This is a genomic window from Streptomyces sp. NPDC053427 (genome assembly GCF_044544985.1).
Classification (GTDB): Bacteria; Actinomycetota; Actinomycetes; order Streptomycetales; family Streptomycetaceae; genus Streptomyces.
The window spans coordinates 109888-127749 of record NZ_JBITYA010000018.1 but is presented as its reverse complement, the minus strand read 5'-3'; the positions used below and the strand labels follow the sequence as shown (position 1 = coordinate 127749).

The 17862-nt window shown below is 70.2% G+C and carries 1 protein-coding gene; it reads left to right on the top strand.

All coding sequences use genetic code 11. From position 1 onward, the window contains the following. The first annotated feature begins 41 nt into the window (after window positions 1-41). Window positions 42-17852, top strand: a complete 17811-nt coding sequence (locus ACIGWZ_RS37465) for a helicase-related protein (RefSeq protein ID WP_400072197.1) — start codon at window positions 42-44, stop codon at window positions 17850-17852. Window positions 17853-17862 lie beyond the last annotated feature (10 nt).

The following is a 17862-nucleotide window of genomic DNA, read 5'->3' as shown; positions in this document are numbered from 1 at the left end:
GGACGCGACGTTAACCCCCTCGGGTGTGCATGGTCCGCCGCATGCAGATCACGAACGCCGCTGACCGTGTCGCCGCCACTCTCGAAGCCAAGCGCAGCCGCCGCTCCTGGAACCCTGATCTGCATCCCCGTGACTCGAAGGGGCGCTTCATTGAGACGGGCGGCATCGCCCGTATGTGGGGCGGCGGCATGGCCCGCGTCATCCGGGCGCTCGGTGGCCGGAACGTCCTGGTGGAGAACGTCACCACCCACCAGCGATCGACCGTCAATGCCTCCCGCCTCACGATGGTCGCCCGCCCCGACGGCACCGCCCCCACCCGCAGCAAGCGGAAGGTGCGCGACGAGGACGAACGCCGCACCGCCGACACCCGCCGCGGCAACGGCGTCGACACCGACGACCCGGGCGACAACGGCGACACCCCCGATGAGCCGCACCGCAAGGACGACGAGGGCGAGGACATCGGGGCTGACAAGGAAGGCGAGGACCACGGCGCCGGCCCCGAGCCCGCAGACGATGATCCGCTCGTCCACCGGGGTCGTGTCATGCCCAACGACAAGGACGACGAGGGCGACCCGCTCCCCTCCAACCTTGACGGCAACCGGCGCACCCGCCACCACCCGAACCTGCTGCCCATCGACGGCGGAGAGCGCGCCGGACACGTAGCCGGCCGGGGCGATGCCCTCCGAGCGCGCGGCCCCAAGGCCACCGCGAAGAACCCTGACCGTGAGCAGCAGTTCCAGGACACCGAGCACGCGCGCCGCGCGGTCGCCGAGCTGGCACACGACTACTTCGCCGACCTCGAAGCGGTCATGCCCCGCGACTGGGACAACGCCGAGGCACGCGCCGCATACGACGAGCTGTACGAGCTGTCGGGGGACGGCCTCGACCTCGACGAATTGATCGACGGCGACATCCCCCTGGAGACGAACAAGCCCCGGGGACAGTACGACTCCGAAGACCTCTCGACTATCCGAGACCTTGCGGAAGAAGCCGAACACCTCGCCGAACTCGCCGAGGCAGACGGTCGCGACGAAGTCGCCCGCTACGCCCAGAATCTTGCCGACGCCCTGAACCTGACCGTCGAGCGGTTCGAGGCCCACGACGGCAAGAAGATCCCCAAGGCCAAGAAGAACGGCAAGCCCACCCCGCAGGCCTGGGCGGACGAGCCCATACCGGCGCCGAAGGGCGCGCCGGCCCGACCGCGGCCCAAGAAGGCCGCGGCGCCGAACCGCCGCAAGGACCCCACCCGCCGCTTCAAGAGCCTCGACGACGTCCGCGCACACTGGGCCAGCGGCAACCTCACGCCGTACACCTCCGACAAGGACGCGCAGGACAAGCACACCGCCTCGACGGCCGAGCTGTTCGACAAGCTCAAGAACCCGCAGCTTTCCCGCAACGGGCACTTCGTCATCGGCGAGATGGGCGTCCAGCGTCGCAACGGGGAGATCCACCACGGGTGGGGCGTCATCCTCACCGACAGCGGCGTCCGGCTGGCCATGCCCACCCGCAAGGGCGAGGCCGCCGACTTCGTGAAGCGTCTGGAGGCCGCTCAGCTCAACGGCGAGCCGTTCGACTGGGACGCTCCCGACTACCAGTCCCGCCTGAACACCCCCGAGGGCCGGGCCATGGTCCAGGGCGCGGCGAGCGCCGCGCAGAAGGCCTTCGCCGATAAGGCGGCCAAAAAGCGCGCCGGAGCCGCCGCACGCACCACCCCCGCCCCGGCGAACCCCGAGCAGCATGCTGCCCAGGAGGTCGCGGCCCGCACCGGAGTGCCGGACACCAACGTTGGCGTCGGGCACGTTGGTCCCCAGCCGTTCGGCGACGAGCGCGGCCGTCCCCGCAACAGCGATGAGCTGCGCGAGTTCTGGAAGCGCGGCGGCAGCGACGACACCCCCGAGGCCCAGCGCGACGTCATGCGCCGGCTCGCCACCGACCCGAACATCACCTTGCACCTGGCCGACCACCGCGGCTTCGCCATCCTGGAGCACACCGACCGCGACGACGAGTACCGCTTCGAGGTGCGGGCCGTCGGTACCGCCCGCTCCCTGTCCGGGCTCGGAACCCGAGGCCTGCACACCTACGGCAACTTCGCAGACCGTGACACTGCCGACCGGTTCACGCTGTACCTTGGCAGCCGCCTGCGCGACCATGATGGCCGTACCGTCGACTGGGGCTCCCCGAAGCTGAACCAGGAGCTGAACGAGTTCCGCGACAAGGACGGCAACCGATCCGGCCGGGCGATCTGGGAGATCGCCGGAGAGTTCGACCGCGAGCGCAGCGTCGACAGCCATGCTGCCCGTACCGGCCGTCCCCGTACCCCGGACAACGACGAGCGCGACCCGAACCCCGACGCCCCGAACCCGAATGCGCCGGGTGAAGATGTCCCGACCCCGCAGCAGGCCGCCGGCCCGCAGCAGGAAGACCAGGAGGAGCAGCAGAGTGAGCGGCTACAAGGCGCTGGTGAAGGCGTACTGGGAGACGTACAGGCCGGAGGCGCTGGCCGCACTGGCGGAGACGACGCCGCCGGAGACGTTCTTCGCACAGATCAGCGCGGAGATCGAGGAGCAGATCGCGGAGAGGCGCGACGAGTTCAGGGAGGGGACGAAGCCGGGAGCGGACTTCAGGGACGCGCTGGCGGACGTCAACATGGCGACGATGCGGGCGAGGGAAGCGGTCCTGCACGAGATGCTGTACGACCTGCCGAAGGAGAGCGGGACGGAGGACAAGGAGATGCCGAGGGTGAGCCTGCCGAAGATCGCAGCTCAGTAACCTTCGGCTCCCCTGAGCAGGAGCAGACCGCACCGCAGTATCAGCCGCCGGAGGACGGGCGCAGTCTCGTCCCCACCGGTGTCCTCCCCCGCGTCAAGGCGAACATCGCCGCCATCGAGACGCTGCGCCGCCTGGAGGCCGAGAACCGGCCGGCCACCGCCGCCGAGCAGGAAACCCTGGCGCGGTGGTCCGGCTGGGGCGCCACTCCGCAGGTCTTCGTGGACGACCCGAAGCCGGAGTTTGCGGCCCTCCAGAAGAAGCTTCGTGGGCTGCTTTCCGACAAGGAGTGGGACGCGGCCAAGGAGAACACCCTCAACGCCCACTACACGGACCCGGCCATCGTCCAGGGCGTTTGGAACGCCGTCCGCGAACTCGGATTCGACGGCGGCAACGTCCTTGAGCCGGGTTCGGGCTCCGGCAACTTCATCGGCTACGCGCCGGACAACGCCGAGATGACCGGCGTCGAACTGGACCCGATCACCGCCGGAATCGCCAAGGCCCTCTACCCGCACGCGACCGTCCGCAACGAAGGGTTCGAGGAGACCCGGGCCGCGGACGGCACGTTCGACATGGCCATCGGCAACGTCCCGTTCGGTGACTACCAGGTCGTGGATCTCCGCCACAACAAGGGCGGCCACAACATCCACAACCACTTCATTCTGAAGAGCCTGGACCTGACCCGCCCCGGCGGCCTGGTCGCCGTCGTCACTTCCCGCTACACCATGGACGGCTCGACGCCCCGCGCCGAGGACGCCCGTATGGAGATGGCGCGCAAGGCGGACCTGGTGGGCGCGATCCGCCTTCCCACCGGCGCGCACCGTCGTACGGCCGGCACTGACGTCGTCACCGACCTGCTGATCTTCCGCCGCCGCGAGAAGGACAAGGACTTCACCTCGGGCCGCACTCGTACCGGCGCGGTCAAGACGCCGGACCAGCGGAAGAAGGACGACCCGCCGATGTGGGTCCACTCCGCGCGCGTCGAGGATCTGCCCGGCCAGGAGCTGGACGAGGACGAGAAGCCGGACGACGCGCCGAAGGTCTACGTCAACCCGTACTTCCTGACGAACCCGAGCCACGTCCTCGGCCACATGGCCGTGGGCCACGGCATGTACGGCCCCGGCGAGCTGCGCGTGGACGGCGACGGCGACCTCAACACGGCCTTCGACAAGGCCCTCAAGAAGATCGTCACCCGCGCGAAAGACGCAGGACTCAGCTACACCCCGGACACCGGGGAGCGCCGCAAGGTCGAGATGCTGCCCGAGGGCTCCGACCGGGTCGACGGACATGTGCAGGTCGCGCCGGACGGAACGTTCACTCAGGTCCGCGACGGCATGATCCATCCCTTCGAGGTGCCGAGCACTCAGGTGGAGGAGGCCCGACAGCTCCTCGACCTGCGCGACTCCATGAAGGCCCTGGTGCGCGAGGAGTCCCGCCCGGACACCGACGAGCAGCACGTCGAGGCCCTGCGTGCCGACCTCAAGGCCCGATACGACGCGTACCACGCCAAGTTCGGCTCCCTGAACCGCTTCGAGTGGGCCACCCGCAAGAGCACCGACCCCGAGACCGGCCAGCAGGTCGAGAAGGCGTTCCGCAAGCGGCCCCAGATGGGCGGGCTGATCACCAAGGACCCGACGATGGCCGTCGTCCTGTCCCTGGACTCCTACGACGACCACTCCCAGACCAGCACGCCGGCCGCCATCTTCACCAAGCGGCAGTCGCGGCACCGCACCATCGCCGACCGGGCCGACAGCCCCGAGGACGCCATGGCGATCGTCATGGAGCAGCGCGGCAGCCTCGACACCGAAACCCTCGCCAAGGTCATGGGCACCAGCCCGGACAAGGCCCGCGAGAGGCTGCTCGCTGCCCGCTCGACCGATCCCGACACCGGCACCGAATACCCGCTCGTCTTCGAGCCGCACAACGGCGGCGACCTCATCCCCGCGGCCGACTACCTCTCCGGCAACGTCCGCGAAAAGCTGGAGCAGGCGCAGGCCCTCGCCGCCGAGGACGCCCGCTTCGAGATCAACGTCAAGCAGCTCGAAGACGTCCTCCCGCCGGACCTCTCCCCGGGCGAGATCGACGCCCCCATGGGCGCGTCCTGGCTCGGCGCCGGCCCGGTGCAGGCCTTCCTGCGCGAGAAGCTGAACACGCGGAACGTCAAGGTCAGCTACCAGGGCGGATCGCTCTGGAAGGTCGACGCCCCCGACGGCGTGAAGAAGAGCCGCGCGGCCACCGAGGTCTGGGGCACCGGCGACTACAGCGCCATCAAGCTCGCCGAGACGATCCTCACCAACGGGCGCATCCGCGTCACGTACAAGGACGACTCAGGCAACACGTACGTCGACGAGGAAGCCACCGCAGCCGCGCAGACCAAGGCCGACGAGCTGCGCGAGGAATTCCAGGACTGGCTGTGGGCCACTCCGGAGCGCTCTGACCAGGTCAAGAAGCGCTACAACGACATCCACAACAACCTGGCGCTGCGCTCGTATGACGGCCAGCGCCGCACCATGCCCGGCCTCGCCGAGTGGTTCAAGCCGCACGCGCACCAGCACGCGGCCGTGGCCCGCATGGTCAATGAGCCGGCCGTGCTCCTGGCGCACGAGGTCGGCGCGGGCAAGACCGCCGAAATGACCATGGGCGTGATGGAGCTTCGGCGACTCGGGCTCATCAACAAGGCCGCCATGGTCGTCCCGAATCACATGCTTCAGCAGTTCCACGACGAGTTCGCGGAGCTGTACCCGGAGTCGGCGTCGAACGGCCGCATCCTGGCTGCGTCCAGCGAAGACCTCCAGGGCCGCAAGCGCCGTGAGTTCATCGCCCGGGTCGCGACCGGCGACTACGACGCGGTGATCCTCACCCAGAACGCCTTCGAGTCGATCCCCATGCGCCCCGAGGTGCAGCTCGAATACGTCAAGAGGGAGAAGGAACACCTCCAAACCGCTCTGCGCAGGCAGAAGGAGCAGGACGAGCTGGACAACCCGGGAGTCACCCGTGACTCCCGGATGGTCAAGGAGATCCAGAATCGGCTGAAGAAGCTGGAAGCCAAGATCAACGCGAAGATCAAGGCATCCAAGGACACGGCTGGCCTGTACTTCGAGGACACCGGCATCGACTACGTGGTGGTCGACGAGGCGCACCACTACAAGAACCTGTCGACGAACTCCGGCATCCCCGGCGCCGCGATCGAGGGATCGAACCGCGCGAGCGACCTCGACATGAAGCTGGAGTACCTGCGGGCGAACACCAAGTCCGGCCGCGTCGTCACCTTCGCCACGGCCACCCCGATCTCCAACAGCGTGACCGAGGCACACACCATGCTGCGCTACCTGCGGCCCGACCTCCTGGAGAAGGCCAAGGTCCGCAACTTCGACGAGTTCGCGTCCACCTACGGAAAGATCGTCAACGGCGTCGAGCTGGCCGCCGACGGCTCCGGGTTCAAGGAAGTCGCCCGCTTCGCCGCGTTCCGCAACATGCCCGAGCTGCTGCGCATCTGGCGCACCGTCGCCGACGTCAAGAACTCCGACGACCTCGCCGAGTACCTGGACACCCCGGACGTCGCAAGCGGCAAGGCCATCACCATCTCCGTCGAACCGACGGACGAAATGCTCGCGTACCAGAGGGAACTCGCCGCGCGAGCCAGGGACGTCAAGCAGGGGAACGTCGACCCCCGCGAAGACAACATGCTCAAGATCTCCAGCGACGGGCGCAAGGTCAGCCTCGACCCGCGCATGGTCGGCCTGGACGAGCAGGGCAACAAGCTGCCGAAGGCCGCAGAGAACATCGCGCGGATCTACGAGGAGACCAAGGACGCGGTCTACCCCACCTCGAAGAACAACCCCACGCCGCACGACACCCCCGGCGGCCTCCAGATCGTGTTCCTCGACATGGGCACGCCCCAGGACCCGGGCAAGGCCAAAAAGAAGGGGAAAAAGGACGACAGCCCGACCAGCGTCGAGGAACTGTCCCAGTCACGCTTCCCGGCCTACCAGGAGCTGAAGGATCTCCTGATCGAGCGCGGCGTGCCGGCCGAGAAGATTCGATTCATCCACGAGGCGAAGAACGACGCCGAAAAGGCCCGCCTCTTCAACGACGCCCGCACCGGCAAGATCGCCGTGCTCGTCGGCAGCACCACCAAGATGGGCACGGGCACCAACGTCCAGCTCCGGGCGACCGCCCTGCACCACCTCGACTGCCCGTGGCGGCCGGCCGACCTGGAACAGCGCAACGGCCGCATCATCCGGCAGGGCAACGCCAACCCCGAAGTCGCGATCTTCCAGTACGTCACCGAGCAGAGCTTCGACGGCTTCTCGTGGCAGACCGTGGCCCGGAAGGCGAAGTTCATTCGCCAGATCATGAAGGGCAACCTGACCGACCGCACCGTCGAGGACATCCCCGACGGCGTGTTCAACGCCGAGCAAGTCACCGCCATCAGCACGGGCAACCCGTACCTGCTGGAGCAGGCCAACGTGAAGGCCTCCCTCGCGATCCTCAAGCGCAAGCTCAAGGGCCACATGCGCACGATCGAGGGCTACAAGAGCACGATCCGCGGCGCCGAACTGCTGCGGGAGAGCACGGACACGCTCGTCGCCCAGCTCCAGGACGTCATCGCCCGCCGCAAGAGCACCCGCGGCGACAGCTTCAACGCCACCTTCGGGCACAACGACTACACCAAGCGAGATGAGGCGGCGAAGGCCTTCGCAACTGCCGCCCACGCCGTCCTCCGGCAAGGCAAGGCCGACCCATACCGCTCGGGCGGGCACCCCAAGATCCCGATAGGCAAGATCGGCAACATCGAGGTCACCGCCCAGTACCGCACCGCATGGGGCGACTTCGGCCGCGTCCACCTGGTCGACATCAGCTTCCCGGACATCCCGCAGAGCCGTCACTCCTACCAGGAAGACGACCTGAAGAAGGAGTCCACCCTCCCCATCACCCGCCTGGAAGACTCGCTCGCCGACGTCGACAAGCGGATCGTGCGGGCCGAGTCCCACCTCCGCCAGGAGGAGCGCGCGGCCGAGACCGCCCGCGAGCGGGTCAACCGCCCGTTCGAGCAGGCCGACGAACTGGACTCCGCCGAGCGCCGCTCCAAGCTCATCGGCGCACTCATCCGCGAGCAGTCCAAGGACACCACCAGCGAGGAAGCCGGACGCGAGAAGCGCGCCCGCCTCGATGCACTGGAACACCAGCTCCGTGAAGCCCGCCTGGCCGCCGGCGAGGAGTCCGGCGACGTGGACGACCCGGCCGCCGCGCAGGACACCGACCTCCTGCCGCGCACGCCGGCCGCCCCGTCCATCAGCACCGACGACAAGGGTCGGCCGCGCATCCTGTGGCCGGATGCCGAGGCGCGGAAGGCCGCCAAGGAGCGCGAGAAGAAGGCCAAGATCCAGCGGGCACGCGAGGAGCGCGGGGAGACCACCCTCGCCCCGGAGCAGGTCCGGTCGGACCTGGACTCTCTGCGCGAGGACGCCCCGGAGGAGTCCCCCGAGCAGCGCGACGAGAGCAACGCTCCGGAGGGTACGCCCGCAGCTCCGGATGCCTCGGAGGCCGAAGCGCCGCAGACCGACACTGCCGGGCAAGAGGACGACACGCGTGAGGAGACCACCACACTCGACCCGGCGGCCGTGCGCGCAGACCTGGACGCCATCAGCCCCGAGGGCCAGGACAGCGCCGACGCCGAGCCGGAGGACCGTACGGCCGACGTCACCTCCGTTCCCAGCACGGAGCCGGGGGAGCTGGTCGGCGCCGACCAGGAGGACACCGACGCCGCCGAGCGGGAAGAGACCGCCCCGACCGCGGGCACCGCAACGCAGGCCGACAACGACCAGGAGGAATCGGAGAGTGACGCCCCGGCCGCCGACCTCCCCACTGTCGGTGACCAGGTGAACAGCCCGGACGGGCTCGGCGAAGTCATGGCCGTTCACAACGGGTCGGTCCTGGTTCGTGCCGAGCGCGGCACCCGATCGCACGCGTTGAAGTACGTGACCCGCCCGGACGGCACCCCCTTCAACGGCGACCTCCCCGACAACACCAAGGAACAGCAGAACGCCGAGAAGATCGCCCAGGCCGCCACCCATGAAGGCACCGAGCTCTCCACCGGGCACCGACTGCGAGACCTCGACATGGACGCCGGGCACGGCACCATCGTGGACCGCGACGGCAACACGATCGGCTGGGTACGCGCACGAATCGGTGACGACGGCCGCCGTTACTGGTGGGGGCAGGACGCCGACGGCGGAGCCCCGGCCGAGATGCAGTGGCATGAGGAGATGGCCTCGCAAGCCGGGGCGGCACCGATCCGCGCCGCGTCGATCGTCCGCGACGGGCTCGACTCCATCCGCCTGAAGTACACCGGCAAGAACGACGAGAACGGCAAGCCGGAGCAGGAGAAGCGCAAGCCGATCACGCCGGACCGCGCTATCACCGAGATGACGCTCACCCCGGCTCAGGTGCGGGAGTTGAGCAAGCTCACCCTTTCCGGCGAGTACGCAGACGGCACCCCGATCGACACCTTGCCGTGGGACCCCGGGCACCGCCGTTACAGCCCCTACTCGGCACAGGCCGGAGCCATCGCCGCCGCCGCTCGCCAGGCCGCCGCGCAGCAGGACGAGGGCACCTTGGAGGGCCGACGCAACAAGAAGGTGCTACTCGGCGCCGCCCGCAAGATGGAGCGTCAGCAGTACGACTCCGCACGCAGCGCGGCGACCCTGCCCCCGATCGGCGAGCCGGACGCGTACGACAAGCCGTACGAGCCCCGTCCCGAGGAGCCGGAGACCGACACGCCGGACGTGACGCCCGAGCAGAGCGCTCCGGAAGCCGGCCGTGACGGCGCCGCTCCGGCCGGGCCTGACGAGCCTGATGAGACGGACGCGGCGCTGGACGATGACGCCGACGACTCCGAAGTCCTCGACCCTGGCACGGCGCAGATCGGTGACTACATCCGAGCGGAAACGCAGACCACCGCGGGCAACTCCGTCGTACGAGAGGGGTACCTCCTCGCCGCTCCCAAGAAGGTCACCGCGACCCGTGACCGGAAGTCCGTGAAGGCGTGGCGCCTCCACATCGGCCGGGAAGGCGAGAAGCCGTCCACCCGCAACGCCGTCACGATCCTGACGGACGAGAAGATCGAGCGTCTGCCGGCACCCGAGCCGATCACGGCTCCGGCACCGGACGACGATGTCGAGCACACCAATACCCTGGGCTGGAAGGGCCCGGAGGAGACGCGGGAGACGGTCGGAGAGCACGACGGTAAGCCCGTCGAGGTCGGCGGGCTGCACATCGACGGCCGGTCCGTCGGCCGCGCGGTCTACCTCGACGGCAAGCGCATCGGCCGCCTGCATGGTGAGAACGGCGGGTGGCGTGCCGAGAGCGACCGCCACGGCTCGGTCGGGAGCGGCTGGTTTGTCCGCGGCTTGGGGGACGACGACCCCACGGCCAGCGCCGCGCTCACCATTGCGCGCACTCACGAGGATGGGGAAGACGGTCCCCGAACCCGCTTTGAGCATGGTCGTGCCGTCTCACAGGACGAAGCGGAGCGGCGGATCGCAGAGCACATCGACCCGCGAAGGCCGGAGCTGGGCCCCCCGGCCGCTGCCGACACCCCCAGCGGGGGCGCGGCGACGGACGAGGACGCTTCGACCGAACGACCGCCGCTGAGCTTCCCCGACGGCGGAAGCCGGGCAGAGGAACCCCGACGTTGGGTCGGCGTGTGGGCCGAGCCCCAGCCCGCCGGTCTGCGCAACGTCTTCCTCGACCGGGTGATGGCTGCTCAGGGCGACCGCGGACTGCCGTCAGACCCCTGGGAGACGCGGTTCTGGATCAGCTCCGCCTTCGAGGCCGAACCGCTGGCACAGTTCGATGAGAACACCCGATACCACCTCGGCCAGATGCCGGAGAGCGCACGCCCGTTCCTTGCTGACCAGGCTGGTGAGCTGCGCTCCCTCGTGCAGCACCTCGGCGAGGAACTGCGGGCGGACATCCGGCCCGTCCTGATGGACAACATCGCCACCCGCAGCGGCCGGAAGAAGGCAAACGAACGGCTCAACCAGATAGTCCAGGATGCGTCGAAGAGGGCCCGAGAGGCAGTGCGCGAGCAGATCGCGCGAGCCCGTGAGGGCGCCGCGGAACACGGCCTCTCCGCGCAGCAGGCAGAGGACTTCATCGCCGACGTCGCTGGCGGAGACAACCCCGACCAGATGGCGTACGGGGTGCCCGGGGAATTCCCTGAAGCGATCCGACCGCTGGCAGCGGCTATCGCGGATGGCCGTGCCTACCGGGGCGCCTTCGCCGGCTGGGCTACGCAGGATGACACCTCGAACTGGGCCGGATGGCATCACATGAACGGCCGGCGGTCCGCGATGGGCTTGCCCATGACGCCCGCAGCCGATCCGCGGACCGGTACTGGAGAGCTGAAGATCGGTGAAGCCGCGCTGCCCAAGGGCATGAGGTGGGCGCGAGCCTCCGAGCTGCGGCAGGGAGACATCTTCCACCCCGTGCACCCCCGGATGGGAACGACCGACGCCTTCGACGGGATGCATTCGCCGCAGTACGTCATCCATACCCACCGCGACGGCCTTGAGGGAGCTATCCGCTCGGTGACGCTCGACTCCCACCGTGGTGGCCGCGACCCCGAGCCCGGCGACCACGTGGTGATTGTCGAGAACCCGGAGCCGGCCGTACGCAAGCGGGCCTCCCACCGGGCACGCACCGACGTGTACACCAAGGGGCAGCTGCCGAAGGATGAGGAGGCGTACGCCGCCCAGTCCCATCTGCCCAAGCACCCTGAAGGCGCGGCGGTTGCCCCGCAGTCCCTGGCGGAGGGCGACCTCGTGCGCGTCCGCGGCACGGAGCGCCACGGCGGAATCGGGCAGTTCGAGGGCTACCTGTACGAGACCCCGGAGCGCACCACGTTCTGGCGGCACGGCAAGGAGTCCGACGGCTGGAAGCTGCGCCTGGGGTCCAACCCCGAACAGCTCCAGAACCAGCACGCGACGGGCTGGAACTACTACATCGCAGCAGATGATGACGACAACTGGGTGGAGCGCATCGACTCGATGCAGACCCAGCATGCGTACAGGGCACTGGCAACGCGTCCCGACATGGACGGGCACCGAGCAGGCCAGGCCTCGGACGAAAGCGAGGCCCGCGAGGAGGACGAGCGCCAGGACGAGGACGCTGAGGACCGGGACTCGCGTCGGCGGGCGCCGGCCCGAGGCGAAGGGAACGAGCCGGACAGTGGCGATGGCGCCGATGTGCCGGGTGCCGGCGTACCCGCGCCGGACACTGCCGATGATGACCGCGCGGACGACGGCAACGGAGACAACGACGACCAGGCCGCCAGCGACGCCGAGCAGCCTGACGGCGAGGACCAGAAGGAGAACGACCGCGACGGGCGGAGGCGCCGCAACCGGCGTCGACGCCGTGACCGCGACGGCGGCGGGCGGAATGGGGGCGAGCCGAACGGCGGTCTCCCGCGCCTCCCCAACCTCCCGGATAACGGCAACGACCGCTCGGGCGGCGACGATGACGCCCGCGGCGCCGTGGGCGCAGGCCGCACGCGACGGCTGGCAGACCTGAAGGACCGGTACCGCTCCGGGCAGGCATCCACCCCGCGAGGCGCCAACCCGGAGGAGCACGCCGCCTACCTGCGGAACCTGGCCGACAACGACACACTTGCCCTGTCACCCGACGGCGGCCTGATCACCTGGTCCGACGACGACGGCCGCACCTGGCAGTTCGGCCACGCCGTGAGCGGCATGCACCTGGCCGGATGGGACGCCAACGGAGAGGAGATCGGTGGCGCCGCCGGTGCGCGCCGTCTCGCGGGCGAATACGAGCAGCTTCGGGACCCCAACGGCGACCGGATCGACTGGGCCAGTCCCGACCTCGACGAAGCGGCCCTGCGCGCCTGGCACAACGCTGAGGGGATGCCCCTGGGCAGTGCCGTCGCTCAGGCCCGGCAGTTCGCGGCCGAGCTCCACCGCGGCAACGCGGACCGGTCTGAGACACCGGACGCAGACATGCCCGGCCAGATGGGCGGCAGCCCGGATGGCGCGGACCAGCGGGACGACAGGGGGCAGAACCTTGCGAATGCCGTAGCCACTGCTACGGAAGGCTCGGATGGCCAGGACACGGCCACCGCAGGCGCCGAGCCGGCGTCTGCCGCCACGTCCCAGTACGCCGTCAACGCCGAACACCCGCAGGGAGAACGCCGCGCGGGCACTGTGAACGGGCGGCGCGTCCCCACGGCCGAGGAGATGAAGCAGTACGAGAGCGGGGGGAAAGACCGCGTCATCAGCGAAGAGGGTGAGCGTGCCCTCTTCGGATCGCCCGAGGGCATGCGGGAACTCGCGGCCCAAGGCTTCGTGCCCGCCCCTGTGATCCGTTCGGACCGCGACGGCGAGATCTGGCGCAACGGCCGGCTGATCGGCACTTTGCGTGAGCCGAACCGCTCCGGATACCACCTGTCTGAGCCCGATCCTGTGTGGTGGAGCGAGCCTTCCTTCGGACCGTCGCTTCATTTCTCCAGCCGGGAAGCTGCCATTGCCCATGTCGTGCTGCGCGACATGGAGCGCGGCGAACCGGACCTGAACATCGTCCACCCCGACATTGCGTGGGACATGCGGCACACCAACCGCAGCCTCGGGTTCCCGGACGAGAATCTGCGCGGCCTGGAGAGCTTGAACGACAGCCCGGCCGACATGGATCGCTACCGGGAACTGCGCCGGATAGTCGACAGGCTAGGCCGCGGGGAGACCGTCACCGGGAACGTGGCGGACGACCTCGACCACCTGCACGACGAGCTGCGGTGGCTCGACGCGGTCCACTACCAGCACCAGCCCGCCAACCTGAAGGACAAGTACATCCTCGGGCCCGGCTGGTTGGCCGACAAGATCCGCGAGTACCTGGACGTGCTGCGGCCCGAGGACCCTCGGGCGATGCACCATGACACCCGCAATGATCGCGCCGCCAAGCAGGTCCTCGACGCGCTGCGAGCCGACGGTGGCAGGGATCGCGCAGAGATTGCCCCTGTCGGCAACATCCGGCAGGGCGACGTCGTGTACCTCGATGGCCGGGTCACCGGCCGGTACGCGGGAGCCACCAGCCGCATGACCGGATACGTCATCGGGGAGCCCCGCAAGGCCACGCTCACCACCAATGGCAAGCGGCAAAAAGCCTGGCGCATCACGGTCGGCCTCAGCCCGCGAGACGGCAAGAACGCCGACTCCGAAACGTTCATCATCCCTGTCGGGGAGAACGTAGCCCGGCTCGCCTCCGTGGACGACATCGACCTGCCCCTCGATGAGCACACCTACGGCCGCCGAGTTGGCGAGGCCCCCCAGGTCGACGTCACCCCTGACCAGGCTGCGATGCCGGACGCACCGGAGGCCCGGACGACGCCGGACGGTACCGAGGAGCTGCGTCCGAACACGGCCCCTCGCGCCAACGCTCCCTCCGCAGCTGCCCAGTCAGGTAACGAGCCGGCCGCAGGCCCCTCCGGCGGCATCGACACCGAGCGTGCGGCCACCGACACACCCGAGCAGGGCAGCACTGCACCGGCCCCGGCCACGCCGCACGCCGAGACCCCCGGCAGCCGGAAGAAGAAGGAGGAGGAGATCCCGGCGCCCGACACCGATTCGGCCGAGGAGCCTCCGGCGCCCGAGCCGGTCGGCGGCCGGCCCGCGGAATGGGTCAAGGTCGGCGACCTCGGCCTCCGGGACCTGGTCCGAATCGAGGGCATCACCAAGGGCGGCACGCCGCGCACCCTCGCCGGATACGTCGTGGACGGCCCCAAGAAGGTACCCACGACCAAGGCCCGCCGCGTGCAGGACATGTACCGCGTCCTGATCTCCGACACCCCCGACGGCCGCGGCAAGCGGAACTCGATCTGGGTCATGCCGGACGCCACCGCGGCGCGCGCCACCCGCGACGACGCCGACCAGATCGACGGAGCCCCGCAGACCGGCGCCGACTCCGACGTCCTCACCGGCCGCATCGCCGACCACGTCCCGACCGACCGCAACGGCAACGGCCTGTTCCCCGGCTCCGTCGTCACCGACGATAACGGCCGCGAGGGAGTCGTCACCGGTGCAAGTGCCAGCACCACCCGCGTTCAGTTCGGCGACGACCGCACCGACGACACCCAGGCGCCAACCTCCCTCAACGTCACCGACGGCGGCGCGGGGCGGCCCACCGGCTGGACCACCGACGGGCACCTCGTTCGGCCCGGGAACGTCGTCGCCGACCACGACGGCAACATGCTCGGCACCGTCGAGGATGTGGACGGAGACACCGCCAATGTCGCCACCCCGCAGGGCATGACCGACCTGCCCATCACGGACTTGCGCGTCGTGGGCGGAGTAGCCGACGACAGCGACGCCGGCGGCAAGGTCGACCGCGTGGAGCCCACCACGGCCGGAGAGTTGGACGAAGGCGACGTGCTCGTACGGGACACCCCGGACGGGCCGCGCACCGCCCGCGTCACCCGCGCCGAGAAAGACGGCGAGACGTCGCTCCTGGACGTCGAGGACACCACTACCGGTGAAGCCGACCAGCTCAGCGTCCCCAGCGACTCCGAAGCCCTGCGCGCCCTCGGCGCGGACGGCCGCGCCCCCGAGCTTGGCCCGGACGACGCGGCTGACAACGACGGGGAGATCACCACCCACGAACCGGCTCCGGCCGTCGACCCGGTCACCGGGCCCACCGTGGACCCGCAGCTCTCCCCCGAGGAGCGCGACGCCATCGCGGACCGCGGCGACGCCCCGACTGGCGACCCCGCCGCCCAGCAGGCCGCCGCGCGCCTCGCCAACGACCTCCCAGTCACCCCGGACCAGGCCTCGGCGCTTGCCGACGATCTGCGGGACGGCGCGGACTCCTCTACCCCGGAGGGCCGGGCCGCGCAGCGCGCCGCGAACCACCTCGCCGCTGCCGCCGGCGAAGAGCCGGACGACACAGCGCGCCCCGAGCCGGGCACGATCGGAGCGGTCGGCGTCGGCGACACCATCGCCCTGCCGGGCGAGTTCGACCCCGACACCCTGGCCTCGTTCAAGATCGTCAAGATCGAGGACGCCCCCGGCGGCGCGCGAGTCCTCACGATCGAGGATGCGGACGGGATGCGCTTCAAGCGGTCCCTCGGCTCCGGACAGCCGCTGTACCAGCTCCCCGAGCCGCAGACCCCGGCCGGAGACGACGACGCCGACGCCAAGCCGCGGGACCCGAACCCCGCGCCCGACGCCGATCAACTCCGTTCCGACTACGCGGACTCCGTGGTGCGCGCCGTCGTCGACAACGCCATCCAGGGCACGGCGACCCCGGGCAGCATCCACCAGCTCCGGGAGCAGATCGCCGCGCAGCTCACCCCCGAGGCCCTGCGCCCGGCGATGCGGCGGGCCCGCAACGGTGCCCTCTCCGCGATCACCGACGCCGGTATCGACGGAGACGAGCGGGCGGAACTCGTGCGCTCCCTCCGCGAAGAGGCCGCGCGTGCCCGCACGGACGCCATCCGTGCTGCGGTCCGAACCCTCGACGACTTGGAGCCGCTGGATGGCGAGTCCGAAGAGGACACCGCCCGACGCGCGGCCGACCTGCTGCGCCTGATCCCAGACGCTCTGCGCAACCGGCCCGAGCCGGACATCGCCGACGGAGACTCCCGCGTCGATGACGCCGTGTCAGGGCACGTGGACGACGCGGTGGGCAATGCCCTCCAGGGCGCCGCTGCTGGCGGGCTTACCGAGGAGCGCCGCGCCGCGATCGTCCGTCGACTCGCCGCCCGGATGGCCGCCAACCGTGACGCCACAGCGCAGCGCATCGCCGCCACCCTGCCCGCCGGCCAGCGCGCCGGGCTCCTCACGCACATCGTGGCCGCCCTGGTCGTTCTCGCACGGAAGATCGTCGCAGTGATCGCCGCGTTCCTGAAGGGGCTGGCGCAGGCATGGAGGAAGAGCCGCGAAGGCCTGCGGCGCATGCGCGAGCGCATCGCCCGCTTCCGCCGCAATCTGGTCCAGCGCGTCAAGTCGTGGCCCGAAGCCCGCCGCCTGCGCCGCCTGGCCGCAGCGACGAATCTGCCCGGTCACGCCGACGGACTGTCCCTCGGTGACCGCATCGCCCACTGGGCGCGGCTTCTGCCCGCCCCGGGTCGCTTCGGGCAGGTCTCTGGCCGCTCCCGCTGGTACCGGCCCACCAGCCGGACGTCCCTCGCGGCCGGGCAGCTTCCGCCCGTGCAAGACGGTGTCCGCTGGGTGCCGGACCGCGCTGTCGATGGTGGCCCCGGACCGCAAGCTCTGCGGCATCTGGCCGCCGTACGGGCCGCTGGCCTCGACATGGACAGCGACATCGCCGCCCGTCTGACCGCCGCGGCGCCCGAACTGGGCAACGACCCGCACGGCACCGTCCGGCACGCCGCAGACCACGCGGACACGGCCGAGCGTCGCCTGCGTGACCTGCAAGCAGCGGAGGCCGGTGGCGCCCCGGACGCGGACATGGAGATCGATGCGGCACGCGCCGAAGCCCAGGCCGCCCGTCAGGAAGCGCAGCGCCTTCAGCGGGCGTACGCCGCCGCACTGCCGGACATCGTGCGGGACACCCTCGCCGAGATCCGCGACATGGGGCCGGCCGCCGGGTCCCACCTGATCACCACCCCGGACAGCGACCCGGAGGCCACCCGCGCGCTCGTGGACGTCTCCCGGTTCGTGCCCCGGGACTGGCTGACCCCCACCGAGGCGCGGTTCCTCGCAGCGCGGAACGGTGACGCGGGCAACTACGACGGGCAGACGGCCACGGTCGCGGACCTGGGTGACGCCGGGCGCCTCACGGCCGCGAACGCACTGCTCGCGCACCTCCAGCAGCACTATCCCGACCTCATGGCCGCCCAGGAAGCGTTCCACTTCTCCCGCACCCACCGCGGGCGGACCGGGGCGCGCCGCCGCACCTCACTGGACGTGCTGCTGGGCCGGCTGTTCCGCAACCGGGCCACACAGGGCACCCCGGACGACATCGTGCCGCTCGGCCTGGCGACGTTGTTCGACGGCCGGTGGTACGAGGACGACGACCTGCGGGCATTCCTTCTCGGACTGCTCGCCACCCGGTAGAAGGAGCACA